At 72.0% G+C, this 21,823-nt stretch carries 24 protein-coding genes and 1 riboswitch; of the genes, 10 read left to right on the top strand and 14 right to left on the bottom strand.

Going from position 1 to position 21,823, the window contains the following annotated elements; all coding sequences use genetic code 11:
• On the top strand, positions 1 to 414 hold the full coding sequence (locus AC3EU2_RS16435) for a VOC family protein (protein WP_488177354.1): 414 nt from the start codon (positions 1 to 3) through the stop codon (positions 412 to 414).
• A 44-nt stretch (positions 415 to 458) separates the two neighbouring features.
• Here AC3EU2_RS16435 and AC3EU2_RS16430 read toward each other — a convergent pair whose 3' ends face one another.
• Both AC3EU2_RS16430 and AC3EU2_RS16425 read right to left on the bottom strand, forming a co-directional pair.
• The gene (locus tag AC3EU2_RS16430) at positions 459 to 1,001 is read right to left on the bottom strand and encodes a nitroreductase family deazaflavin-dependent oxidoreductase (protein ID WP_488177353.1); all 543 of its coding nucleotides are present in this window, start codon (positions 999 to 1,001) and stop codon (positions 459 to 461) included.
• Complete coding sequence (locus AC3EU2_RS16425) at positions 998 to 1,570, bottom strand: GNAT family N-acetyltransferase (RefSeq protein ID WP_488177352.1); 573 nt, start codon at positions 1,568 to 1,570, stop codon at positions 998 to 1,000. The genes AC3EU2_RS16430 and AC3EU2_RS16425 overlap by 4 nt, the downstream gene beginning before the upstream one ends.
• Before the next feature lie 124 nt (positions 1,571 to 1,694).
• On the opposite strand from AC3EU2_RS16425, the gene AC3EU2_RS16420 reads away from it, so the two are divergent.
• Positions 1,695 to 2,009 (top strand): hypothetical protein, encoded by a 315-nt coding sequence (locus tag AC3EU2_RS16420; protein WP_488177351.1) that lies wholly within the window; start codon positions 1,695 to 1,697, stop codon positions 2,007 to 2,009.
• A 21-nt stretch (positions 2,010 to 2,030) separates the two neighbouring features.
• Here AC3EU2_RS16420 and AC3EU2_RS16415 read toward each other — a convergent pair whose 3' ends face one another.
• A complete protein-coding gene (locus AC3EU2_RS16415; RefSeq protein ID WP_488177350.1) occupies positions 2,031 to 4,121 on the bottom strand; it encodes a glycoside-pentoside-hexuronide (GPH):cation symporter in 2,091 nt (696 codons plus the stop codon).
• 300 nt (positions 4,122 to 4,421) lie between these two features.
• Between AC3EU2_RS16415 and AC3EU2_RS16410 the strand changes: the two genes are divergently transcribed.
• The 4 genes from AC3EU2_RS16410 to AC3EU2_RS16395 all read left to right on the top strand — a co-directional run bounded on the left by AC3EU2_RS16410 (position 4,422) and on the right by AC3EU2_RS16395 (position 7,135).
• Positions 4,422 to 5,147 carry a VOC family protein gene (locus AC3EU2_RS16410; protein ID WP_488177349.1) on the top strand — a complete coding sequence of 242 codons (726 nt, stop codon included), beginning with the start codon at positions 4,422 to 4,424 and terminating at the stop codon, positions 5,145 to 5,147.
• A gap of 15 nt (positions 5,148 to 5,162) precedes the next feature.
• The gene (locus AC3EU2_RS16405) at positions 5,163 to 6,209 is read left to right on the top strand and encodes an alpha/beta hydrolase (RefSeq protein WP_488177348.1); all 1,047 of its coding nucleotides are present in this window, start codon (positions 5,163 to 5,165) and stop codon (positions 6,207 to 6,209) included.
• A 9-nt stretch (positions 6,210 to 6,218) separates the two neighbouring features.
• Positions 6,219 to 6,689 (top strand): GNAT family N-acetyltransferase, encoded by a 471-nt coding sequence (locus AC3EU2_RS16400; RefSeq protein WP_488177347.1) that lies wholly within the window; start codon positions 6,219 to 6,221, stop codon positions 6,687 to 6,689.
• A gap of 54 nt (positions 6,690 to 6,743) precedes the next feature.
• Positions 6,744 to 6,808: riboswitch (guanidine-III (ykkC-III) riboswitch) on the top strand.
• 12 nt (positions 6,809 to 6,820) lie between these two features.
• Positions 6,821 to 7,135: a DMT family transporter gene (locus tag AC3EU2_RS16395; RefSeq protein ID WP_488177346.1), complete on the top strand. Its 315-nt coding sequence runs from the start codon at positions 6,821 to 6,823 to the stop codon at positions 7,133 to 7,135.
• Here the strand turns inward: AC3EU2_RS16395 and AC3EU2_RS16390 are convergent.
• A complete protein-coding gene (locus AC3EU2_RS16390; protein WP_488177345.1) occupies positions 7,125 to 7,463 on the bottom strand; it encodes a single-stranded DNA-binding protein in 339 nt (112 codons plus the stop codon). The two genes, AC3EU2_RS16395 and AC3EU2_RS16390, sit on opposite strands and share 11 nt — an antisense overlap.
• A 396-nt stretch (positions 7,464 to 7,859) precedes the next feature.
• Between AC3EU2_RS16390 and AC3EU2_RS16385 the strand changes: the two genes are divergently transcribed.
• The 4 genes from AC3EU2_RS16385 (at position 7,860) to AC3EU2_RS16370 (ending at position 12,201) form a co-directional block, all read left to right on the top strand.
• Positions 7,860 to 8,612, top strand: a complete 753-nt coding sequence (locus AC3EU2_RS16385; protein WP_488177344.1) for an SGNH/GDSL hydrolase family protein — start codon at positions 7,860 to 7,862, stop codon at positions 8,610 to 8,612.
• 95 nt (positions 8,613 to 8,707) lie between these two features.
• Entirely contained in the window at positions 8,708 to 10,216 is a 1,509-nt protein-coding gene (locus AC3EU2_RS16380; protein WP_488177343.1) for a D-alanyl-D-alanine carboxypeptidase family protein, read from the top strand.
• A 49-nt stretch (positions 10,217 to 10,265) separates the two neighbouring features.
• On the top strand, positions 10,266 to 11,651 hold the full coding sequence (locus AC3EU2_RS16375; RefSeq protein WP_488177342.1) for an MFS transporter: 1,386 nt from the start codon (positions 10,266 to 10,268) through the stop codon (positions 11,649 to 11,651).
• 187 nt (positions 11,652 to 11,838) lie between these two features.
• Positions 11,839 to 12,201 carry an RNA polymerase-binding protein RbpA gene (locus AC3EU2_RS16370; RefSeq protein WP_488177341.1) on the top strand — a complete coding sequence of 121 codons (363 nt, stop codon included), beginning with the start codon at positions 11,839 to 11,841 and terminating at the stop codon, positions 12,199 to 12,201.
• Positions 12,202 to 12,321: 120 nt separating this feature from the next.
• On the opposite strand, the gene AC3EU2_RS16365 is transcribed toward AC3EU2_RS16370, so the two are convergent.
• The 10 genes from AC3EU2_RS16365 to kamD form a co-directional block, all read right to left on the bottom strand.
• Complete coding sequence (locus AC3EU2_RS16365) at positions 12,322 to 13,119, bottom strand: ABC transporter permease (RefSeq protein WP_488177340.1); 798 nt, start codon at positions 13,117 to 13,119, stop codon at positions 12,322 to 12,324.
• Positions 13,116 to 14,024, bottom strand: coding sequence for an ABC transporter ATP-binding protein (locus tag AC3EU2_RS16360; protein ID WP_488177339.1), 909 nt, complete (start codon positions 14,022 to 14,024; stop codon positions 13,116 to 13,118). The genes AC3EU2_RS16365 and AC3EU2_RS16360 overlap by 4 nt, the downstream gene beginning before the upstream one ends.
• 134 nt (positions 14,025 to 14,158) lie before the next feature.
• Positions 14,159 to 14,809, bottom strand: a complete 651-nt coding sequence (locus AC3EU2_RS16355) for a response regulator (protein ID WP_488177338.1) — start codon at positions 14,807 to 14,809, stop codon at positions 14,159 to 14,161.
• Positions 14,806 to 15,975, bottom strand: coding sequence for a sensor histidine kinase (locus AC3EU2_RS16350; RefSeq protein ID WP_488177337.1), 1,170 nt, complete (start codon positions 15,973 to 15,975; stop codon positions 14,806 to 14,808). The genes AC3EU2_RS16355 and AC3EU2_RS16350 overlap by 4 nt, the downstream gene beginning before the upstream one ends.
• A 106-nt stretch (positions 15,976 to 16,081) precedes the next feature.
• On the bottom strand, positions 16,082 to 16,612 hold the full coding sequence (locus AC3EU2_RS16345) for an FxsA family protein (RefSeq protein ID WP_488177336.1): 531 nt from the start codon (positions 16,610 to 16,612) through the stop codon (positions 16,082 to 16,084).
• Entirely contained in the window at positions 16,609 to 17,382 is a 774-nt protein-coding gene (locus AC3EU2_RS16340; RefSeq protein ID WP_488177335.1) for a polyprenol monophosphomannose synthase, read from the bottom strand. Before AC3EU2_RS16340 ends, AC3EU2_RS16345 begins: the two co-directional genes overlap by 4 nt.
• Positions 17,375 to 18,988 carry an apolipoprotein N-acyltransferase gene (lnt, locus tag AC3EU2_RS16335; RefSeq protein ID WP_488177334.1) on the bottom strand — a complete coding sequence of 538 codons (1,614 nt, stop codon included), beginning with the start codon at positions 18,986 to 18,988 and terminating at the stop codon, positions 17,375 to 17,377. Before lnt ends, AC3EU2_RS16340 begins: the two co-directional genes overlap by 8 nt.
• A gap of 23 nt (positions 18,989 to 19,011) precedes the next feature.
• The gene (kal, locus tag AC3EU2_RS16330) at positions 19,012 to 19,416 is read right to left on the bottom strand and encodes a 3-aminobutyryl-CoA ammonia lyase (RefSeq protein WP_488177333.1); all 405 of its coding nucleotides are present in this window, start codon (positions 19,414 to 19,416) and stop codon (positions 19,012 to 19,014) included.
• The gene (gene kamE / locus AC3EU2_RS16325; protein WP_488177332.1) at positions 19,413 to 20,207 is read right to left on the bottom strand and encodes a lysine 5,6-aminomutase subunit beta; all 795 of its coding nucleotides are present in this window, start codon (positions 20,205 to 20,207) and stop codon (positions 19,413 to 19,415) included. Before kamE ends, kal begins: the two co-directional genes overlap by 4 nt.
• Positions 20,204 to 21,793 (bottom strand): lysine 5,6-aminomutase subunit alpha, encoded by a 1,590-nt coding sequence (gene kamD, locus AC3EU2_RS16320; protein ID WP_488177331.1) that lies wholly within the window; start codon positions 21,791 to 21,793, stop codon positions 20,204 to 20,206. The genes kamE and kamD overlap by 4 nt, the downstream gene beginning before the upstream one ends.
• Positions 21,794 to 21,823: the final 30 nt, after the last annotated feature.

Here is a 21,823-nt window from a genome sequence, read left to right as displayed (position 1 = left end):
ATGGACCTCGTACGCAGCGTGGTCGTCTTCGACGCGGCCGACATCCAGACCGAGAGCGCGTTCTGGGCCGGTGTACTGGGTGGTCACGTCTTCGCCGGCGAGGCGTTCGACTCGGTCGTCGACGCGACGGGGGAGTGGCGCGTCGGCGTCCAGCTCGCGCCGCAGCACGTCCCGCCCGAATGGCCGGACGGGTCGCCCCAGCAGGTGCACCTGGACCTGCACGTGGAGGACCCCTCGTCCGCGCACGAGCACGTCATGTCGTTGGGCGCGCGGTTGCTGCGGGCCGCCCCCGACCTCGCCGCGGTCGAGGGACACCAGGTGTACGCCGACCCCGCGGGGCACCCGTTCTGCATCGGCTGGGGGCATCCGTCCCACGAGACGTTGGCCACGTTCGTCGCCGAACGGTTCGGGTGACCCGGTCACGCTCCCGGCCGGTCCGATGCGAAGAGCGTTGCGCCTCAGCGGCTTTCGTGTGCCGTGGCTTCGAGGACGAAGACGCGGACCCGCCGGCGGCCGCCGATCCGCTGCCGGTAACGGCCGTAGCCGGGGTAGAAGCTCGCCGACCGGGCGAAGACCTCCTCGGCCTCCTCCGGTGTGGCGGGCCGCGCGATGACGTCACGAGAGACGCCGCGGTACGTCACGACGGCTCGGGGTTCCGCCTCGACGTTGAGGACCCAGGCCGGCGTGGCGGGCTGCCCGAAGTTCGTCCCGATGAGGGCCAGGGTGTCTCCGAGCGGCGTCGCGATGAGGTGGCTCGTGCGGGCAGCCCCGGACCGCCGGCCGGCGGTCGTCACGGTGAGGACGGCGATCCCGGTGAACAGGCTCGGCGCGCTGTGCCGCCCGCCGGTGAGCCGACCGATGACGGAGTCGGCCCGGCGCAGCGTGTAGGAGAAGGCCCACGCCCCGGCGCGGGTGCCGGCGAGCCAACGGACCGCCCGGTGGGCGGGGTTGCCCTCGCGGTGCGCGTAGCCCAGGTGGGCAGCGAGTCCCGCGCTGCTCACGGCGTCGCCTCGAGGCGCCGGTGGACGATCCACGCGTGCTTGCCGACCTGTCGCACCCGGGTGAACCCGAGGTCCTCGAAGAGCTCGACGGTGCCGCTGAAGAGGAAGCGGCCGGGTGCCTCACGCCCCTGCGTCACCTCGGGGATGGCCTCGACGAGCCCGCCGCCGGCCTGCGCGATGAGGTCGATCGCACCCTCGACGGCCGTGCGGGCGACTCCCAGTCCACGGTGACGCCTGTCGACGAAGACGCACGTGATCCGCCAGTCCGGCAGCGGGGGAGGGGCCTGCTCGTAGGCTCGCCGGTGCTTGATGCCCGGGAGCTCGCCGACGTCTCCGAACTGCGCCCAGCCCTGCACCGACCCGTCGTCGTCGTCGACGACGAGGGCGGCGTGCGCGCGCTCGGTGTGCACCCGCTCGCGCTTGGCCTCCCGGTGGTCGCCTCCACGCTCACCGCGGTCGAGGTGGAAGCTGATGCACCAGCACCCACCGAAGATCCCGTTGTTGCGGTCGACGAGGTCGGCGAAGCCGTCCCAGGTCGCTGGTCCGAGCGCCGTCACGGAGTAGGCCATGCGCGTCTCCTCGAGGTTCGATGGCCCATGCTGCCGCAGGACAACGGAGCCCGTGGGAGAAGGACGAGGTCCTGGCGCGGACGGCATACGCTCGGCGAAGACGCGAGGCGACAGGGAGCCCGACATGACCGCACCCGACGACGGGTCGACGAGGCGCGAGAGCGTGGACGTCAGCGCCCTGGCGATCAACGTGACCATCCCGGAAGCCCTGCAGTGGCGGGACACCCGGCGGGGGGAGGAGTTCGTCCTCACGACGCTCAACGTGCGGTTGCTGCCGGACGGGCACGTCGCCGCCAAGGCCTATGGACGTCCCGTGGCCGGTGGGCGCGGCGGCTACACGTCCTTCCGTGTGCCGGAGCGGCCCGAGCTGACGAGGCTCATCGACGCCGCTGCCACCCGCGCCAGCGCGCTGTGGGCCGGGCACCGTGGACCGGCGTGAGGTGGGGGAGCGGTCACGAGGTCAGTCGCCCTGCGGGGACGGCGGACCCTGCTCCGGGTACTTGCTGCGGTAGAAACCGACGATCGTGTCGACGACCTGCTCGTAGGGCACGGTCCCGGTGTTGATGACGAGGTCGTAGTACTCGTCGGTGTGCGGGTCCCACTGGTACAGGAGGCGCGACATCTCCGCGCGAACGCGGTCCTCGACGGCGATCCTCGACTCCGCCTCGGACTCGCTGAGGCCGGTCTTCGACCGGACCCGCGCGATGCGGGTGTCGAGCGGCGCCGTCAACCTCACGTGCAGGGAGCCGACGGCGCGTCCGAGGACGATGGCCCCGTTGCGCCCGGCGATAACCGCGCCGTCCCGCGCGAACGAGAGCAGCTCGAGGCGGTTCTGCTGGGCGAGGGAGTGGTCCTCGGCGCTGTCCAGCGCCCGTGCCATGTCGGCGTCCTGCGTTCCCCCGTACGACACGGTGCGCAGCCAGCGCGCGAAGGCGTTGTCCGAGGACAGGGCCCGCGTGTCCACCCGCGCGACCTGGTCCGAGGTGAACTTCTGCGGGACGTACCTGACGCCGAGCCGCTCGGCCACCGCAGGACCGATCTCGGTGGCTCCGGAGCCCTCGCGTTCGAAGATCGTGACGACCGGCAGCGTCCCCCTGTCGCGGGGCCGCAGGAGCAGGTCCCGGGCGTCACCGCGCTCGTCGACGACGACGCGCGCGGCCTCGACCCCGTGTGCCGTGCTGACCGCGCCGGTCGAGCGACGGGCGTTGAGCTCACGCACGATCATCCTGTGGTCCTCGACGGTGAGGTGGTAGCCGACCATCACCACGGTGGCGGCCACCGCGAGGGCTGCCGGCAGCAGGCCGGTGGCCAGTCGGATGCCCTCCTGGGCCGTCGCGTCCTGCGCCTGCGCCTGCGGGACGTACCCGTACGCGCCGATGAGGGCCGCACCGGCCCAGCCGCCGATGCCCTGACCGGTCTTGCGGATGAAGGACAGGATCGAGTACGAGCCACCCTCGGACCGGACGCCGGTCTTCCACTCGCCGTAGTCGACGGTGTCAGCCTGCATCGAGAACATCAGCGCGTTGGTCCCACCGGTCCCGGCACCGAACAGGAACCACGCCACGACGGCGATGGGCAGGCTGCCCTCGGGCACGAGGTAGATGAGGACGAAGGCGAGGATCGCCACGAGCGCGGCCGCGATGTACCCGTTGCGCTTGCCGAACCGCGAGGTGACTCCCGGGACCATCGAGGCGACCGCGACGGTGCCGACGGCCTGGGCGAGCGCCAGGAACGTGTACCAGCCGGCGTTGCCCAGCACGTAGCGGGCGTAGTACAGGCCGACGGCGTTCATCGTGAAGATGGCCGCGAGGAGGAAGAAGGCCGCGAGGCACAGCACGACGAGGGGCCGGTTGTGGCGGATCATGCGCACGGTGCGCCCGAGCGAGATCTTCGTCGCGCCGCGCGCGACGACCTCCCTGCTGTTCCTGAAGCAGACGAGGTGCAGGGCGACGGCGACGAGCCCGAGCGCGGCGGTGGTCAGCGTGAACTGGAGCCGCACGTGGTCGCCGGTGGTGTCCTGGAACTGGGGTGCGACGACGGCGGAGAGGACGACGCCGGTGAGCGAGCTGGCGACCGAGCGGGCACCCGACAACTTCGACCGGTCGACGGAGTCCTGCGTCATCGCCGAGGACAGGGAGCCGTAGGGGATGTTGACGAAAGAGTACGCGAGCTGGAAGAGGGCGTCGAAGAGGAAGATCCAGGCGACGGTGAGCGCGGGGCTCAGGCCGGCGGGCGCGCTGAACAGCAGGACGAAGACGATGGCGAGGGGGGTGCTGCCGAAGAGCAGCCAGGGACGCAGGCGACCCCACCGGGTGTCGAACCGGTCGACCGTCTGTCCTGCGACGAGGTCGGCGACGCCGGCCCAGATCTTGGTGACCCCGTAGATCGTGCCGGCGACGCCCGCCGAGATGCCGGCGATGTCCGTCATGTACACCATGAGGAACATCGAGGTCATCATGAACGAGAGGTTGTTGGCGACGTCGCCGAGCGCGTACGAGAAGACCTGCCGACCCGACAGCGTTCCACGGTCCGTGCCGGGCGTGGCTGCCATCACCGCCTCCTCAGGGCCGACGTCGTCGCCGCCCGCGTGCCCATCCTGCCGCTCGCTGCGCCCGCTGTCTCCGGGTCGCGCCCGGCGGTGTCATCGGCCCTCGGGGACGTGAGGGGGAGGCCCCTTCCCACGCCCTTCCCCATACTGAGTTGACATAATGTTGATTATCGGCGTTATGCCGTGAGGCGTGGGCAGGGGGAAACGCCGTTGCGGACCCGGGTGTCGCACCCTAACGTCGGCGGTGTCCGGCGCTCGACGACAGCACGATCGCGGCCGGGCCCGATCCGGACGGAGACCTCCATGAGCCTGACGCTCGCCGCCGTGAGCGTCGACGCCACCGAACCGATGGTCGTCGCCTCGTTCTGGGCCGGCGTGCTCGGCCGTGACCTCCTCGAACAGGTGTCCGAGGACCAGGTGCGGGTGCGGTCACGCGACGCCGGGCTCACCCTGGTCGTCCAGCGATCCGCGCTGCCGAAGGTGGGACCCAACCGGATCCACCTCGACCTCACGACGGCGTCGCAGGAGGACCTGGAAGCGACGGTGGCCCTCGCGCTGGAGCTCGGAGGACGGCACATCGACATCGGTCAGACCGCCGCGGACCGCCACGTCGTCCTGGCCGACCCGGGGGGCAACGAGCTGTGCGTCATCGAACCGGGCAACGCGTTCCTGTCCGACACCGACCGGATCGGTGCGGTCAACTGTGACGGGAGCCGGGCGGTCGGCCAGTTCTGGAGCCGCGCCCTGGGCTGGCCGCTCGTGTGGGACCAGGACGAGGAGACGGCCATCCAGTCACCGGACGGCGGGTCGAAGGTCACATGGAGCGGTCCCCCGCTGATGCCGCGGCTGGGACCCGACCGGGTGCGCCTCGAGGTTGCTGCGGCGGACGGCGCCGATCTGCGGGCCGAGGTCGAACGACTGGTCGAGCTCGGCGCCCGGCAGGTGTCCGGGCCGACCGGGGACCCCACCGTCGCGGTGGTCCTCGTCGACCCCGACGGGAACGACGCCCGTCTCTCGGCGTCGGGCTGAGCGGAGCCCCGAGCGGTGGACGACGGCCCGCCCGACCAGGCTGCACCCGAGCACCCCCAGCGCCGGGAGCGGCACCGTCTGCGCTGGGTCGCCGCGGCCGTGCTCCTCCCGCTCGTCGTGGGCGTGGCGGCGTTCGGCCTGAGCCCGACCCCCGGCGCCCTCGTCGTCCGGGCGTTGTTCGACCGTGACGCCGACGCCACGACCGAGGCCCTGGCCGTGGACGCACCGGCGACCGACGTCATCGCGGACGTCGCCTACCGCGACGACGACCCCGACGCGCTGCTCGACGTCTACACGGCCGTCGGCGCCACCGGCGCCCGGCCCACGATCGTGTGGACTCATGGTGGCGCGTGGATCTCGGGCCATCGCACGCACTACGCCGGCTACTACCAGCGCCTCGTCCAGGCCGGGTTCACCGTGGTGTCGGTCGGCTACTCGATCGCACCGGGGCAGCGGTACCCCACCGCGGTCCACCAGCTCAACGACGCCCACGCCCACCTCCTGACCCACGCCGACGAGCTGCACGTCGACCCCAGGCGCATCGTGCTCGCCGGCGACTCCGCCGGCGCCCAGCTCTCCGCGCAGCTGGCCGCGGCGATCACCTCACCGGCCACCGCGCGCGACCTCGGTGTCGACCCGGCGATCCCCGTCGGGTCACTGCGTGGGGTCGTCCTCAACTGCGGCATCTACGACGTCCCCGCCATGGGCGCAAGCGGCGGGCTCGTCGGGTGGGGCGTGAAGCAGGCGCTGTGGGCCTACACCGGCGAGCGCGACTTCGCGGGATCGGCCGCCGCCCGGCAGATGTCCGCCGTGGGGCACGTCACCGGGGCCTTTCCGCCGACCCTCATCACCGGGGGCAACGCCGACCCCCTCACCGCCACGCAGTCGAGGCCTCTCGCGGCGCGGCTCGGTGAGCTCGACGTCGAGACCGACGAGCTGTTCTACGAGGACGACCACACCCCGGAGCTCGGGCACGAGTACCAGTTCGACCTGGCCCTCGAGGACGCGCAGCACGCACTCGAACGCACGATCTCCTTCGCACAGCGGGTGACTCGCGACTAGCCTCGAACGATGGTGGTCGACAAGGTTGCCAGGGTCGCCCGGACGCCGGACGAGTTCCGCTGCGCCGCAGAGCTCTTCGCCGACTTCCAGCGGGAGTACGACGACCCGGCCCCAGAGGTCGACGAGATGGCGAGGCATCTGACCCGCCTCGTCGACGGTGGCGACACCAGCGTCCTGCTCGCCGGCGACCCCGCCGTCGGCCTGGCCATCGTCCGGTTCCGCACCGCCACCTGGGCGGACCTCGTCGAGGCCTACCTCGCCGAGCTCTACGTGGCGCCCGCTCACCGCAACCGTGGCCTGGGTCGCGCCTTCCTCACGGACGTCCTCGACCACTGCCGGGCCCGCGGCGCGGGGTACGTCGACCTCAACACCTCCGAGGACGACGAGGCGGCCCGCCACCTCTACGAGGACCTCGGCTTCGACTGCCACGAGGGGCGCGGCGAGGGGCCGCTCGCGATCTACTACGAGAAGGACCTCTGAGCGGCACCTGCCCGAGCCGGTTTGCCCCCCGCTCCCCCGCATGGGAGCCTCGAACCAGAGCCCGACACGGGTTCCCGGACGAGGGGCGCCGTACCCGGAACGCGACAAGACGGCCCGCAGGAGCGCCCGTCATGTCATGGATCGTCCTCGTCCTCTCCGGTGTGCTCGAAGCCGTCTGGGCCACCGCCCTCGGCAGGTCCGAAGGCCTCACCCGTCTCGCGCCGTCGGTCACCTTCGGGATCGCGCTCGTCCTCAGCATGGGCGGCCTCGCCTGGGCGATGCGTGAGCTCCCGGTCGGCACGGCGTATGCCGTGTGGGTCGGCATCGGTGCCGTCCTCACCGTCGGGTGGGCGATGGCCACCGGCGAGGAGCCGGCGTCGGCCGTGCGGCTGCTGCTCGTCGGCCTCATCGTCGCCGGCGTCGTCGGCCTCAAGCTCACCCACTGACCCGACGCCGCGACAACCGGCTGACCTCGACCTCGTAGCGGCTTGCCGCTCCCCCGGCCGTCCGGAAGAAGCGGCGGCGCAGGGCCCCGGTGACGTGGACCGTGTCACCGTCGGTCAGCCTGACCGCGGCCCGACGCGACGACGCCGACCAGCAGGCGAGGTCGATGGTGTCGACGGGTCCCCCGGCCGGACGTGGCACGACGAGTCGGAGGGTGACGAGGACGTCCCCGCTGGGCAGCACCCGCGACTCGGGGTCACCGCTGACCCGGCCGACGAGCTCGACGCTGTTGGTCGTGACCTCGTCCTCCCGAAGGGCCTTCGCCGCCATTCTCCACTCCCCGATCCGCCGCTCCCGGCACCGATGTCAGTCCCGAGCGTGCTGCCGTGACCGCTCCCCCGACCAGTGGCACCGCCGTGATCTGTGGACGACGCACGGCCGTCCGCCGCCCTGTGGACGGACGGCGGCGGAGGTCAGGCGACCGGGTCGGTCACTGGAGCGTCAGCGCGAACAGCTTGAGCCGGTCGTCTCGCGGGAGCGTGTATCGACTGCACCTGCTTCGATGCGTCGGACGGTGGGGGCCACGGGCGCGTCGGCGACGGACCCGTCCAAGTAGGCCACCCGCGGGGTCGTCACACAGGACGACCGCTCTTGTCCGATGAGGTGTCTCGACCGGACAGGACGCGCCTCCCTCCTCCCGCCGGGGAGCGTGGGACACTCCAGCCCATGAACGACCGCCTCAAGAACGGCGCCCTGGCGGGTCTGCTGGTCCTGACCCTTGTGCTCGTCGGCTTCTCCCTCCGCACACCCGCGATGCAGTCCGTGGGCGCCCCGGCGGGATCGGCCTCCGGTTCGGGCAGCGCCACCAGCACGCCCACGCCGTCGCCGACGGCACCGAGACCCAGCGGACCGGTCGTGTTCCTTGGTGACTCCGTGACCGAGGGGACGTCGGCGACCAGCCCGGCGAAGCGCTGGACGGCCCTCGTCGCGGCCGAGCTCGGACAGAAGGAGGTCAACCTCGGCCACGCCCGCACCGGCTACCTGCGCCGGGGCCCGGAGGGTTCGTGCGGAGCCGAGCCGTGCCCCAACTTCGCGCAGTCGGTGGACGACGTCGTGGCCGCGAAGCCGTCGACGGTCGTCGTCACCGGTGGCGGCAACGACACGGGGCTCCCGGCCGACGACGTCGCGGCGGCCGTGTCGACGACGCTGACGAGCCTGCGCAAGGCCCTGCCGGACGCCCGGATCTACGTCGTCAACCCGTGGTGGGACCTCCGGGAGGTCCCCGACTCCCTGGCGTCGCTGACGGCGGCCGTGCAGGCCGCCGCCAAGGCCGCCGGGGCCGTGGCGCTCGACACCAAGCAGCCGCTCGTGGGCCAGCCCGACCTCATGGTCGAGGGCGGCACCAACCCCAACGACGCTGGTCACGCGGCCCTCGCGAAGGCGGTCACCGCGGCGATCGGACAGCAGTCCAACGCCTGACAGGCCCTGAGGGCTCCTCTACGCTGGGTCCAGGACGCCCGGGACACACCCCGGCGACGCAGGGGGTGCACGGGCGCCCGGAGAGTGACTCACACATGCAACGGATTCGCCCCTCGCGGATCGCGGCAGGCCTCGCCGCGTCCGTGGTCGCCGTTGCGCTGACCCTCGGTTCCGCCGCCGCGGAGCCGGTCGAGCCGAGCCCCCCGGGCATCTCCGAGCCGACCCCCGAGCCCACGCCCGACCCGACGCCCTCTCCCGACCCGACGACGCCGGACCCGACGCCGGACCCGACGCCGCCCCCGGTGACGACCCCGCCCCCCACGACTCCTCCCCCCAGCCCGCCGACGACGGCACCACCCACGACGCCACCGGCGCCCAGCACCACCCCGCGTCCGACGTCCACGCCGAAGCCGACGGTGCAGCCGCCGTGGCAGCCGCCGCGCAGCGATGACCCCGACAACGGACCGACCTCGTTCGACCCCGACGTCACCCTGAGCACGACCGAGCTGGGCAACCAGGTCGCCGCCGCGGAGCAGATCTGGGCGCAGATCACCGCGTCCAACAGCGGTCTCGCGGTCGCCCTCAAGGAGCTTCAGGGGCTGGCCTCGCAGTCCAACGCCCTGCTTGAGTCGCTGACCGGAGCCACGGCGACCGAGCAGGCCGCCACCGCGTCCGCCGCACAGGCCGCCGTGGAGCTGGGCGTCCTCAAGGGCCGACTGGACCGGGCCCGTGCGATCGTGCGCGAGTGGGCCTTCCAGGCCTACGCCGAGGGCGGATCCGGGGGCGAGCTGCTCTCGTTCCTCGACGCCATGCGGGCCGAGGAGGCCGAGGTCGGGGACCCGCTCGGTGACCTCTCCTACCTCACCGACCAACGGGTGCGCGCCGTGGATGAGGTCCGGGTGCTCACCAAGCGCCAGGACGAGCTGACCGCCAGCCGCAGCGCGGCACAGAAGGCCGCGACCGACGCCTCGGCCAAGATCGCCCGCGAGAAGGCCACGCTCGACGCCCTCGTGCGGACCCAGCAGACCAAGCTCACCGCGCTCCAGAAGTCGCACGCCGCCGACGTGGCCAGGGCCAGTCCGATCGCGGCCTACCTCGCCGGCATCCAGACCCCGGCGGCCAAGGCGGCATACACCAAGCTCGTCAAGGTGCTCGGCAAGACGTTCGACTCCGCCGGTATCGGCAAGCCCTGCAGCAACGCCTCCTCCGCCTACCCCAACGGCATGTACCCCACGAGCGCCCTCTGCCCCCTGTGGCAGGCGCCGGGCGAGATGCTCTCGCCCCGCGCCGCGGCCGCGTTCAACGCGATGACCCAGGCCTACGCCAAGCAGACCGGCAGCCCGATCTGCGTCACCGACTCCTACCGCTCGCTCAGCCAGCAGTACGTCACCAAGGCCAAGCGCGGGCGGTTCGCGGCCCGGCCCGGCACGAGCCGACACGGTCTCGGCATGGCCCTGGACCTCTGCGGCGGCATCAACAACTTCGGCTCCCCCGCCCACCTCTGGATGAAGCAGAACGCGCCGGTCTACGGCTGGTTCCACCCGAGCTGGGCCGGCCCCGGCGGCGCCACCCCGGAGCCGTGGCACTGGGAGTTCGCGGGCTGAGTAGACGTACTCGCCCCCCGTCCCGGTCGGGTGTGCGACAGTTCGGCGCATGACGACGCAGTCAGACCTCGCCATCGCCGAGGACTACGCCACCAACGCCCGGTACCAACGTCCGTGGTACTGGTACGACTGGGCCAACTCCGCCTTCGTCACGACCACCGCGACGGTCCTCTTCGGGCCCTACCTCACCTCGATCGCGACCGAGGCGGCGTGCCCCGGGCTGGCCGAGGGCGCGGACTGCACCACGGACCTCAACGTGCTCGGGCTGCCGATCGACCCGGGTTCGCTCCACCCCTACACCGTCGGGCTGTCGACCTTCGTTGGTGCCCTGCTCCTCATCTTCGTCGGGGCGATCGCCGACCGCACCCAGCGACCGGCTCGGCTCATGGCCCTCTTCGCCGGCATCGGCGCCCTCGCCGCGTCGGCGATGTTCCTCGTCGAGGGGACCAACTGGGGCCTCGGGGTCCTGCTCCTCATGGTTGCGAGCATCGCGCTCGGGGCCTCGCTGGTCGTCTACGACGCCATCCTCGTGCGCATCGCCCACCCCGACGACCGCGACAAGGTGTCGTCCCGCGGGTGGGCCCTGGGCTACCTCGGTGGAGGCATCCTGCTCGCGATCAACTTCCTCATGCTGAGCAACGCCGATGCCCTCGGGGGCACCGGGCAGGCCGTACGGATCAGCATGCTCATGGCCGGCCTGTGGTGGGGGCTGTTCACCCTGATCCCGGTCCTCGGCATGTGGCAGATGCGCGGCGTGGAGCGGCCGGTGGTCGCCGCGAAGGCCGGGGTGCTCGGGGGGACCTTCCGGCAGCTCAAGGACACCTTCCGTCACCTGCTGGGCCTGCGCCAGACGCTGCTCTTCCTCGTCGCGTACATGTTCTTCAACGACGGCATCCAGACCGTCATCGGGCAGTCGAGCCTCTACGGGACGGCCGAGCTCGGCTTCTCCGAGACGACCATGCTCACGCTCTTCCTCATGGTGCAGTTCGTCGCGTTCGGTGGGGCCCTGATCTTCGGCCAGGTCGCCCGTCGCCTGGGGGCGTGGCGCACCGTGCTCGGCGGCATCGGCATGTGGGTCCTCGTCATCATCTCGGCCTACTTCGTGCCCGAGAAGGCCCTCGCCGCGCTCTTCGCCCTCGGGGTCGGCATCGGCCTGGTCATGGGCGGAACGCAGGCACTGAGCCGGTCGATGTACTCGCAGCTGGTCCCCCGGGACCGGGAGGCGGAGTTCTTCAGCCTCTACCAGGCGCTCGAGCGCGGCACGAGCTGGTTCGGCGCCGTGATCTTCGGTGTCGTCCACCAGCTCACCGACTCGTACCGGCCGGCGATCCTCGCGCTCATCGTCTTCTTCGTCCTCGGCGGGGTCCTCCTCGCCAAGGTGGACATGCCCCGCGGCATCCGGGAGGCCGGCAACGAGGTGCCAGCAGTGGTCTGAGTCCGCTAGACTGATCTGTCGCGCCGTTTCGGCGTGAGGCAAGTCACAGCGGGAACGCCCACCCCGCCGAGGGTGCAGCGACGTCCTCGCTGTCCGGAACAAACACCCGGTCCTCAGGCGTTCCACTCAGTGACACCCGGCGTTGCACCCATCCGCCGGGATCCACCATTTCGTTGGGAGTAACCCCATGGCAGAACGCAGCCTGCGCGGCAGCCGACTCGGCGCCCTCAGCATGGAGACGGACGTGAACGTCGTCCCGAGCGAGCGTCAGATCACCACCTACCTGTGCCCCCAGGGCCACCGCATCGAGCTCCCGTTCTCGATCGAGGCCGAGATCCCGGCCGTGTGGGAGTGCCGTTGCGGCGAGGAGGCCAAGCTCCAGGGCGGCGGCCCCGAGCCCGAGGCCAAGCCGGTCAAGCACGTGCGCACCCACTGGGACATGCTGCTCGAGCGCCGCTCCATCCCCGAGCTCGAGGAGCTCCTCGAGGAGCGCCTCACCCTGCTGCGCGCGAGCCGCGGCGAGAAGCCGGGCAAGAAGAAGTCCGCCTGAGGCGTCCCCCTCCCCCACGTCGAATGCCGTGTGCCCACCTCGGGCACACGGCATCCGCATGTCGTGGGCACATCGGTGGCCCCGCCGCCCGAAGGCGACGGGGCCACCGACCCGGGTGGGCTACTTCACCTCCGAGCGCACGACGAACCGGAGGCCGACCAGGGCCGGCAGCACCAGCCACAGCAGGACCGTGGTCGCGACCTGGCCCCACTGCTGGCCGGTCGGCGGTCCCTCGAAGAGGAACGACCGGGCCAGCTCGGCGTCCACCCACGGCCGGACGTCCGCGAAGTCGGCCTGGTTGGCCGCGAGGATCCCGAAGAGGGTGGGGAGCACGAGGGTCATGACGAAGTAGGTGACGAGCGCACCCGGGGAGTTCCGGATGAGCATGCCGAGCATCGTGCCCGTGAGCAGGCAGAGCAGGCTGCCGACCACGATGGTCCCGAACTGGGCGGCCGAGAGGTCCCAGACCAGGTCGGTCCCCGAGAGGGTCGTGCCGACGACGTTGCCGAGCACGCCCACGACGAGCGCGACGAGCATCGCGGCGATCCCGACGACCACCGAGGCGATGGTCTTGGCCACGAGGACCCGGCCGCGGTGCGGGACGAGCGTGAACGTGGTCAGCCCGGTGCGCTGGCTCCATTCACCGGTGATCGAGAGGATCGCGATGATCGGGAGCACGATCGTCATGGGGAAGCCGATCGCCGCCGCGAACGTGTTGTGGGTGAGCTGGTCGTCGGGGGCGAAGAGGATCGTCCCGATGGTGGCGAGGACGCCCACGATGACGAGGCTCGCCAGGAGCCAGAAGCCGGCGCGGGTGTTGAACATCTTGCGCAGCTCGACCCGGACGACGCGCGCCAAAGGGATGGGAGCGTCGCGGTCCAGCGCCTGCGCGGGAACGGTGCGGGTGAGGGTGGTCATGCCACTGTCCTTTCTCGACGGGTGTCTCGTTGGGTGTTGGCGGTGAGCTCGAGGAACATGTCCTCGAGTCCGCTCTCGGCGGCGCGCAGCTCGGTGAGCGCCACCCGGTGCTCGATCGCGACCTGGCCGACCACCGACGGCTCGGCCGCCGTGGCCAGGGCGCCGTCGCTGGTGACCGTGGCGACGTGCCCGGAGGCGTGGAGCGCCCGCAGCAGGGCCCGGGGGTCCGCGGCCCGGGCGACGCTGCCCTCGCCGCGCAGCAGGCTCGCCTTGGAGCCTTGGCAGACGATCCGGCCCTGGCCGATCATGACGATGTCGTCGGCGATGATCTCGACCTCGCGCAGGAGGTGCGAGGACAGGAGGACGGTCCCGCCCCCGTCCGCGAAGTCACGGAGCAGGTCGCGCATCCAGCGGATGCCGGCCGGGTCGAGCCCGTTGGCCGGCTCGTCGAGGACGAGGACCCCGGGGTTCCCGATGAGGGCGGTGCCCACCCCGAGCCGCTGGCGCATGCCGAGCGAGTAGTTCCCCACCCGCCGGTCCGCCTCGGCCGGGGTCAGGCTGACGAGCTCGAGCATCTCCTCGACGCGGCGGGCGGGCACGCCCATGGTCTGCTGGGCGATGCCGAGGATCTCCCGGCCGGTGCGGCCGGCGTGCTGGGCGGACGCGTCCAGCATCACGCCGACCGCGACGCCCGGGTTGGGCAGGTCCGCGAACCGGCGACCGGCGATGGTGGCCGTCCCGGTCGTGGGCTGGGTGAGGCCGACGATCATCCGCATCGTCGTGGACTTGCCGGCCCCGTTGGGACCGAGGAAGCCGGTCACCCGGCCGGCCTCGGCGACGAAGCTGACGTGGTCGACCGCGACGGTGGAGCCGTAGGTCCTGGACAGGTTGTCGATGGTGATCATGTGGTTCTCCTTCCGGTGCTGTGGTGCCTGTCCACGACGTTAGGGACGCCACGGCGGGAGCGCGTCGTCGCGAGGTCGTGTCTGCGCTACGACCAACCGACGACCCGCACTGGTCCTCAGGGAGGACGTCGCGCTCAGGGCGCGTCGAAGAGGCCGGTCTGGTAGGCGAGGACGATCGCCTGGGCCCGGTCGCGCAGGCCGAGCTTCTGCAGCAGCCGCGTGACGTGCGTCTTGACCGTCGTGTCGCTGATGAACAGCTCCCGGCCGATCTCGGCGTTGGACAGCCCTCTCGTGATGAGCCCGAAGACCTCCAGCTCGCGCGTGGTGAGGTCTGCCACCCCGGGTGGCGGGGACTGTCGACGTTCGCTCGTGAAGTGCCGGATCACCCTCCTGGTGACGGACGGGGACAGCAGCGCGTCACCGGCGGCCACGGTGCGCACGGCGGCGAGCAGCTGCTCGGGAGGGTCGTCCTTGAGCACGAACCCGCTCGCTCCGGCGCGCAGCGCCTCGAAGACGTAGTCGTCGAGGTCGAAGGTGGTGAGGATGAGCACCCTGGCCGACGTGCCCGTCGCGAGGATCTGCCGGGTGGCCTCGAGCCCGTCGAGCTCGGGCATCCGGATGTCCATGAGGATGACGTCCGGGTCGAGCCGGGCCGCGTGGGCGACCGCCTCCCGGCCGGTGCCGGCCTCGGCCACCACCTCGATGTCCGGCTCGTCGGCGAGGAGGAGCCGGAAGCCGGCTCGCACCATCGACTGGTCGTCGACGACGAGCACCCGGATGGTCATCGTTCCTCGTCCCCCAGCGGGAGCCGGGCCCGCACGAGGAACCCTCCGCCCGGGGCGGGGCCGGCCGTCATCTCCCCACCGAAGATCTTGACCCGTTCGCGGATGCCGACGAGCCCGTGGCCGTGTCCGTCGGGGGTCGCCTGGTCCTGGCCGCCGTGGTCGCGCACCTCGAGCCGCAGCCCGTCGGCTCCGTAGTCGAGGGTGACGTCGGCCGTGCCCGTCCCGGAGTGCCGAAGGCTGTTGGTGAGGCTCTCCTGGAGGATGCGGTAGGCCGACAGGTCGAGCCCCGGGGGCAGGACCGCCGGCTCCCCGACGACCCGCAGCCGCACCTGCAGGCCGGCCGCGCCGACGTCCGTGAGCAACCGGTCGAGGTCGCCCAGGCCGGGGTGTGGCGCGAGCTCGGCCCGGTCCCCCTCCTCCCGCATGGCGTGGAGGAGCCGGCGCATCTCGGCGAGCGCGGTCCGCCCGACCTCCTCGACGTTGCGCAGCGTCTCCCGCTCCTCCGTCGCGCTCTCGGGGAGCCGGTGGCGGACCGCGCCGACCTGCAGGACGATGACGCTCACCGCGTGGGCGACGATGTCGTGCAGCTCCCGGGCGATCCGGCCGCGCTCCTCCGCCACGGCCACCCGGGCGGCCGCCTCGCGCTCGCGCTCGGCGCGCACCGCCCGTTCCTCGGCCGCCCGGGTCCGCTCGGTGCGCTCGCGCAGGGCCCACCCGACGAGCCACCCGAGGGCGAACATCACCGGGACCGAGATCATGTCGTCGGTGGAGGAGGCGGGGCCGTTGCGCACCACCGTGAGGCCCCCGGCCAGCACGACCACCAGCCCCAGCCGGGAGAGCGCGGCGTTCGGATGGGCGCCCAGCAGCACCGCGGCGCCCATGCCGGCGACGAGGATGCCGGCCCCGTTGACGATCAGCTGACCGTCGAGGAAGGAGAGCGCCGGGCACACCACCCACGTCGCCGCCGGTGCCGCGAACGGGAAACGACGGCGGGCCAGCAGCACGAGGACCGCCGCGGTGATCCCGACGATGCCGACGACGAACCGCGGTCCGCTCGGGTGCTCGAGGTCGTCGCGCAGGGCCGTCGCGGTCGCGGTGACGACGGCCGTGGCCACGACCAGGAGGTCGAGGCCATGCCCGTCGAGGAACAGCCGAACCCGGCCCACACCTCACGGTAGGGCGGCCGTCGGGGCGCAGGAGTCACCCAAAAGGAGGACATCGGACCCCCTCGGGTGCACGGGCCCGCCGTGGCCGGCGGACGTCCCGGTCGTGCTAGTCGACGACCTCGCCGCGGATCGTGCCCTGGGGGCCGGACTCCCCCGGCCCGCGAGGCCCGCCGGGTCCACCCGGACCACCCGGACCGCCGGAGGGGAAGGGCATCCGCACGAGGACCCGGCTCGCGACGAAGGCCTCGAGGAGGCGGCGCGCGAAGACCCGGGTGAACGGCAGCACGAAGAACAGCCCGATGACGTCGCTGACGAACCCGGGCAGGAGCAGGAAGGTGCCACCGATGAGGACGAGGGCGCCGTCGGCGATCTCCCGGCTCGGCATGCGTCCGGTGCGTGAGGCCTCCCGCAGGGCCTTCCACGTCCGGGAGCCCTCACGTCGCATGAGCCAGGTGCCGAGAAGGGTGAGGAGCAGGAGCGCGAGGAGGGTCCATCCCACACCGATGGTGCGGCCCACCACGACGAGCACGGCGATCTCGATGATCGGTGCGGCCACGAGCCCGACGAGCACGAAGGTCAGCCAGCGCGGCCGACGGCGACGTCGCGCGTAGGGGGTGGAGCCGATCGGTTGCGTCACAACTGGTGCCAACGCCCGCGGCCGCCGAGCCGTTCCCTCACCTGCCCGGCGCGCCGCTGGACTCCCCAGACGGTGATCCGGCCCAGCGACTCGCGCACGATGCTCTGGTCCATCTTGGAGTCGCCGATCTCGCGCTCGACGAAGGTGATCGGCACCTCGACGACCTCGAGGCCGGCGGCGACGGCCCGTCGGGTGAGGTCGACCTGGAAGCAGTACCCAGCGGACTCGACGCTGGCGAGGTCGAGCCCGCGCAGCGCCGAGGCCCGGTAGACCCGGTAGCCCGCCGTGGCGTCACTGACGTCCATGCCGAGCAGCACCCGCGTGTAGATGTTGCCGCCCACGCTGAGCACCTTGCGGTGGGTGGGCCAGTTGACGACCCTCCCGCCCGGCACCCAGCGCGAGCCGATGACGAGGTCCGCGTCGCAGGCGGCCGCGAGGAGGCGCCGCAGGTCCTCGGGTCGGTGGGACCCGTCGGCGTCCATCTCGACGACCGCGTCGTAGCCCTGCTCCAGCGCCCACGCGAACCCGTGGAGGTATGCCGCCCCGAGACCCTGCTTCCCCGCGCGGTGGATGACGTGGACCTGTCCGTCGTCCTGGGCCAGCTCGTCGGCGACCTCGCCGGTGCCGTCCGGGGAGTTGTCGTCGAGGACGCAGACGTCGACCTCGGGGACCTCACGGCGCACCCGCTCGACGATCGTCGGCAGGTTCTCGCGCTCGTTGTAGGTGGGGATGAGCACGACAACGCGGTCGAGGCTCGGACGCTCAGTCAACGTGGTCCTTCGTGGGTCGCTCCGGATCGGGTCGTCCGACCCTAACGCCTCGCCGCGCGACACCCGCGCCGCCGACCAGCAGGCCGAGCGCCGCCACGGCGACCCACTCCGGCCAGGCGCCGAGCCGGTCGGAGAAGGTGCGCTCGGTCCGGATCGTCACCGGGGCGACCGCCTGCTCGGCGGTGAAGAGGCCGGTCTTGCCGGTGACCGAGCCGTCGGGGGCGATGAAGCCCGAGACGCCGACGGTGGACACGTGCGCGACCGAGCGCCCGTGCTCGATGGCGCGGATCCGCGAGATCGCGAACTGCTGCTCGGACTCGGCGGTGTAGCCGAAGGTCGCGTTGTTGGTCTGGACGAGGATGAGCCCGGCGTCCTTGCCCGGCTGGGTGACCGAGTCACGCATCAGCCCGTCGTAGGCGACCTCGAAGCAGATGGTCGGCAGGGCCCAGTAGGCACCCGACGACGCGTCGACGCGGAACGCGCCCAGTTCGGAGCCCCTGGCGAAGTCCTTGGTGACGAGGTCGACCTTGTCGCTGAAGTTCCGGAAGAACGAGCGGTAGGGGATGTACTCGGCGAAGGGCACGGGATGGTTCTTGACGTAGCGCTCCGGCTCCCCTCCCCCGGGCCGGTAGAGGAGCGAGACGTTGGAGACCTCGGGCTGCGGCTCCTGGAGGACCGCACCCACGATGACCGGCACGCCGACGGCCGAGAGCGCGCGCTGCACCTGGGCGGCCGCGTCGGGGTTGCGGATCGGGTCGATGTCCGAGGCGTTCTCGGGCCAGACGACGAGGCTGAGCGGGGCGGGGAGGTTCTCCGGCGGGTCCGCCGCGAGGCGTTCGCCGATGAGCTCGGTGCCGCGGACGTGGTTGTCGAGCACCGCCCGGCGCTCGGCGTTGAAGTCGAGGCCCGCGCGGGGGACGTTGCCCTGTACGAGGCCCACCGTGACCTGGCGGCCGGTGATCGGCGGGGTCGCCAGCCCAGAGAGGACGAGGACGACCGCCCCACCCGCGACCGCCACCGCGGCGGTCCGGGGGTGGCGGCGCACGGAGGCGACGGCCACGAGGAGCGCGGTCCCGACGCCGGCGACGGCGAAGGTCACACCGGGCGCCCCGAGCCACTGCGCGACGTTGGCCAGCGGGCTGTCGGCCTGGCTGAACGCGAGCCGGGCCCAGGGGAACCCGCCGAACGGCGTCGTCCCGCGCGCGAGCTCCTGGACCACCCACGCGAGCGGGATCACGGCACACGTCGCGTCCCCCCACCTCGGGCGAAGGCGCCGGCCGACGAAGCCGACCACGGCGCACATCAGCGCGACGTAGAGCGCCTGGAGGGTGGCGAGGGCGAACCACGGGAGCTTCCCGACGTAGACGCCCGACCACGACAGGACCGGCACGAAGAAGGCCCAGCCGGCGAGCAGGCCGAGGACGAACCCGCGGCGGCCCCCGACGTCGAGCGTCACGGCTCCCAGGAGCGCGACGGCCACCGGGGCGAGCCACCAGAGGTCGTGCTCGGGGAAGGCGAGCCAGAGGAGCAGACCGGCGACGACGGCACCCGCGGCGCGTGGGACCCACGCTGTGCGTGGGCCGGCATACGGGATTCGTCGTGGCACGGAGCCACGGTAGGTCACCGGCGTCAGCGCGCCGGCACCACCACGACCCCCCGGGCCGTCGTCGCGACGACCGGTGGGTCGAGGACGTCGGCGGCGGACTCGCCGCGCTCGGGGGTCCCGCGGGCGACGACGCGGACCACGAACTCCATCTCGCGGCTGCGGGTGCCGACGCGCACGAGCGTGGCCTCGATCTCGATGCAGTCACCGGCCCGGACGGGGGCGAGGAACTGGACGTCGCTGTAGGAGGCGAACAGGCCCTCGTCGCCGTCGGTGACGATGCACATCTCGGTGGCGACGTCGCCGAAGGCCGCGAGCGAGTACGCCCCGTCGACGAGGTTGCCCGCGTAGTGCGCGTGGCTGTAGGGCACGTAGCGGCGGTGCAGCACCGTCGTGCCCGTGGGGTCGTCGCGTCCGGTCATGGTGCTCATGCTCCCTTGCTCTGGGCCGGGTCGTGCTGCGGCACGAGGGCGTGGACGAGGTAGCTCGCGACCTCGCCGGGGGTGGTGCCACGGCCGAAGATGCGGTCGACCCCGAGGGCGTCCTGCGAGCCCTCCTCGAAGCGCGGCCCACCGACGACGAGGAGCGGCACCTTGCCGGTGGGGAAGGCCTCCCGGAACGCGGCTGACATCGCCGTCGTGTTGTGGATGTGCGCGTCGCGCTGCGTGACGACCTGGCTGACGAGGACCGCGTCGGCCCTCTCCTCGCGCGCCCGCTCGACGAGGTCGGGCACGAGGACCTGCGCGCCGAGGTTGACGACCTTGATCTCGCGGTAGTACTCGAGGCCCTTCTCGCCGGCGAACCCCTTGATGTTGAGGATCGCGTCGATGCCGACGGTGTGGGCGTCGGTCCCGATGCACGCACCGACGACGACGAGCTTGCGGTGCAGCCGGCGCTTGATGGCGGCGTTGATCTCCTTGCCGGACAGCAGCGGGAACTCGCGCTCGACGACCTCGACGAGGCCGGGCTCGACGAGGTGCTTCACCGAGCCGTAGACGACGAAGAACGTGAACCCGTCCCCGATGGACTTGTGGTGCACGACGATCGCCGGCTCGATGCCCATCTTCCCGGCGAGCTGGAGGGCGGCCCCCTCGGCCCGCTTGCCGTTCGGCATGGGGAGCGTGAAGGACACCTGGACCATGCCGTCGCCGGTCTGGTCACCGTAGGGACGGATGACCTGCGGGAGGCTGCTGACGTCGTCGGCGTTCGTGGCGTGGCTCATCGGGTCTCATCGTTCTCGAGCAGGGTGATGGCCGGGTTGTCGTAGCCGGCCGCACGCACGACCACGCCGTCGAGGCCCTTGCCGGCCGTGGCCGGACGCTTCATCTCACCGAACGTGCCGTCGGCGATGGCCTCCAGCAGGGGCGCCTTGCCGGGCTCGTCGTTGATCTCCTGGAGCAGGTCGATCGCCTCGGACAGCACCTGGCGGGCGCGGGTCTGGATGAAGCCGTCGCGGGGCGGGTGGAAGTCCTCGCTCAGCCCGCCCGCGGCGTTGAGCACGTAGCGGACGTTCTGGAGGGCGATGTCGCGGTCGGAGATCCACGGCGTGACGACGGCCTCGGTCATCATGCCGACGAGCAGGATGCTCTGCCCGGTGAGGGCGCCGGCGAGGTTGAAGAAGCCGTCGAGGAGGTTGCCGCGGAAGACGTCGCCGGTCATGTGCTTCGTCGGCGGCATCCACTTGAGCGGCGCGTCGGGGAAGAGCGTGCGGGCGAGCAGCGCGTGGGCGAGCTCCATCCGGAAGCTGTCGTGGAGGTCGGGGTTGATCTCGAAGGCGTGGCCCAGCCCGAGCTGCCAGTCCTCGAGCCCGGCCTCCTTCGCGAAGTACTCGTTGAGCAGCTGGCTCACCGTCACCGTGTGCGCGGCCTCGACGGCGTCGCTCGTCGTGAGGTAGTTGTCCTCACCGGTGTTGATGATGATCCCGGCCCGCGCGTGCACCTGGCGGCTGAACCGCTGGTCGACGAAGGTGCGGATCGGGTTGATGTCGCGGAAGAGGATCCCGTACATCGAGTCGTTGAGCATCATGTCGAGCCGCTCGAGGCCGGCGAGGGCCGCGATCTCCGGCATGCAGAGACCGCTCGCGTAGTTGGTGAGGCGGATGTAGCGCCCCACCTCCTTGCTCGTCTCGTCGAGCGCGGCCCGCATGAGCCGGAAGTTCTCCTGGGTGGCGTAGGTGCCGGCGTAGCCCTCACGGGTCGCACCCTCGGGCACGTAGTCGAGCAGGCTCTGGCCGGTGGAGCGGATGACGGCGATGACGTCGGCGCCCTCGCGCGCCGCGGCCTGCGCCTGCGGGATGTCCTCGTGGATGTCCCCGGTGGCGACGATGAGGTAGATCCACGGCCGCTGCTTCGGGTCGCCGTGGCGCTTGATGAGCCGGTCGCGCGTCGCGCGCTGGGCGTCGATGGTGCGGATGCCGCGTGCCACGGCCGTGCGCGACTGCCTGGCCGCCGCGGTGGCGTCCTTGCCCTCGGGGACCCGGAAGTCGACCGAGCGGCTGCTCGCCATCTGGGCGAGGGTCAGCAGGTCGGGGGCGGCGCCCCGGCGCAGGGCGTCCCACACGGGCAGGGTGACGCCGTGCTCGAGACCGGCGCCCTCACGGACCGCGTCGACGAGGTGGTTGACCCACGGCACGCGCTCGTGGTCAGCCCCCGCGAGGCCGGCGAGGCGCAGAGTGGCCCGCTCGACCGAGACGGTCGTGTGCTGGTTGGCGATCCGCACGACCGGTCTGCCGACGGTGCGGGCGAGCGAGCGAGCGCGCCGGACGTCGGCCCGGTCGAGCTCGAGGAGAGGGCGGGGACGTGGAGACACGACGGCACAGTACCAACGATGCCGCCGATC

It is taken from the genome of Knoellia sp. B-D-2 (assembly GCF_057714695.1).
The sequence above is the reverse complement of the archived record's forward strand: the minus strand, read 5'-3'. Positions and strand labels throughout refer to the sequence as shown.

What these genes read in the sequence shown, in the direction of transcription:
- AC3EU2_RS16435 (WP_488177354.1), top strand. Translation starts at nt 1, where the DNA reads ATGGACCTCGTACGCAGCGTGGTCGTCTTCGACGCGGCCGACATCCAG.
- AC3EU2_RS16425 (WP_488177352.1), bottom strand. Translation starts at nt 1,570, where the DNA reads ATGGCCTACTCCGTGACGGCGCTCGGACCAGCGACCTGGGACGGCTTC.
- AC3EU2_RS16420 (WP_488177351.1), top strand. Translation starts at nt 1,695, where the DNA reads ATGACCGCACCCGACGACGGGTCGACGAGGCGCGAGAGCGTGGACGTC.
- AC3EU2_RS16415 (WP_488177350.1), bottom strand. Translation starts at nt 4,121, where the DNA reads ATGGCAGCCACGCCCGGCACGGACCGTGGAACGCTGTCGGGTCGGCAG.
- AC3EU2_RS16410 (WP_488177349.1), top strand. Translation starts at nt 4,422, where the DNA reads ATGAGCCTGACGCTCGCCGCCGTGAGCGTCGACGCCACCGAACCGATG.
- AC3EU2_RS16400 (WP_488177347.1), top strand. Translation starts at nt 6,219, where the DNA reads ATGGTGGTCGACAAGGTTGCCAGGGTCGCCCGGACGCCGGACGAGTTC.
- AC3EU2_RS16395 (WP_488177346.1), top strand. Translation starts at nt 6,821, where the DNA reads ATGTCATGGATCGTCCTCGTCCTCTCCGGTGTGCTCGAAGCCGTCTGG.
- AC3EU2_RS16390 (WP_488177345.1), bottom strand. Translation starts at nt 7,463, where the DNA reads ATGGCGGCGAAGGCCCTTCGGGAGGACGAGGTCACGACCAACAGCGTC.
- AC3EU2_RS16385 (WP_488177344.1), top strand. Translation starts at nt 7,860, where the DNA reads ATGAACGACCGCCTCAAGAACGGCGCCCTGGCGGGTCTGCTGGTCCTG.
- AC3EU2_RS16380 (WP_488177343.1), top strand. Translation starts at nt 8,708, where the DNA reads ATGCAACGGATTCGCCCCTCGCGGATCGCGGCAGGCCTCGCCGCGTCC.
- AC3EU2_RS16375 (WP_488177342.1), top strand. Translation starts at nt 10,266, where the DNA reads ATGACGACGCAGTCAGACCTCGCCATCGCCGAGGACTACGCCACCAAC.
- AC3EU2_RS16370 (WP_488177341.1), top strand. Translation starts at nt 11,839, where the DNA reads ATGGCAGAACGCAGCCTGCGCGGCAGCCGACTCGGCGCCCTCAGCATG.
- AC3EU2_RS16365 (WP_488177340.1), bottom strand. Translation starts at nt 13,119, where the DNA reads ATGACCACCCTCACCCGCACCGTTCCCGCGCAGGCGCTGGACCGCGAC.
- AC3EU2_RS16360 (WP_488177339.1), bottom strand. Translation starts at nt 14,024, where the DNA reads ATGATCACCATCGACAACCTGTCCAGGACCTACGGCTCCACCGTCGCG.
- AC3EU2_RS16355 (WP_488177338.1), bottom strand. Translation starts at nt 14,809, where the DNA reads ATGACCATCCGGGTGCTCGTCGTCGACGACCAGTCGATGGTGCGAGCC.
- kal (WP_488177333.1), bottom strand. Translation starts at nt 19,416, where the DNA reads ATGAGCACCATGACCGGACGCGACGACCCCACGGGCACGACGGTGCTG.
- kamE (WP_488177332.1), bottom strand. Translation starts at nt 20,207, where the DNA reads ATGAGCCACGCCACGAACGCCGACGACGTCAGCAGCCTCCCGCAGGTC.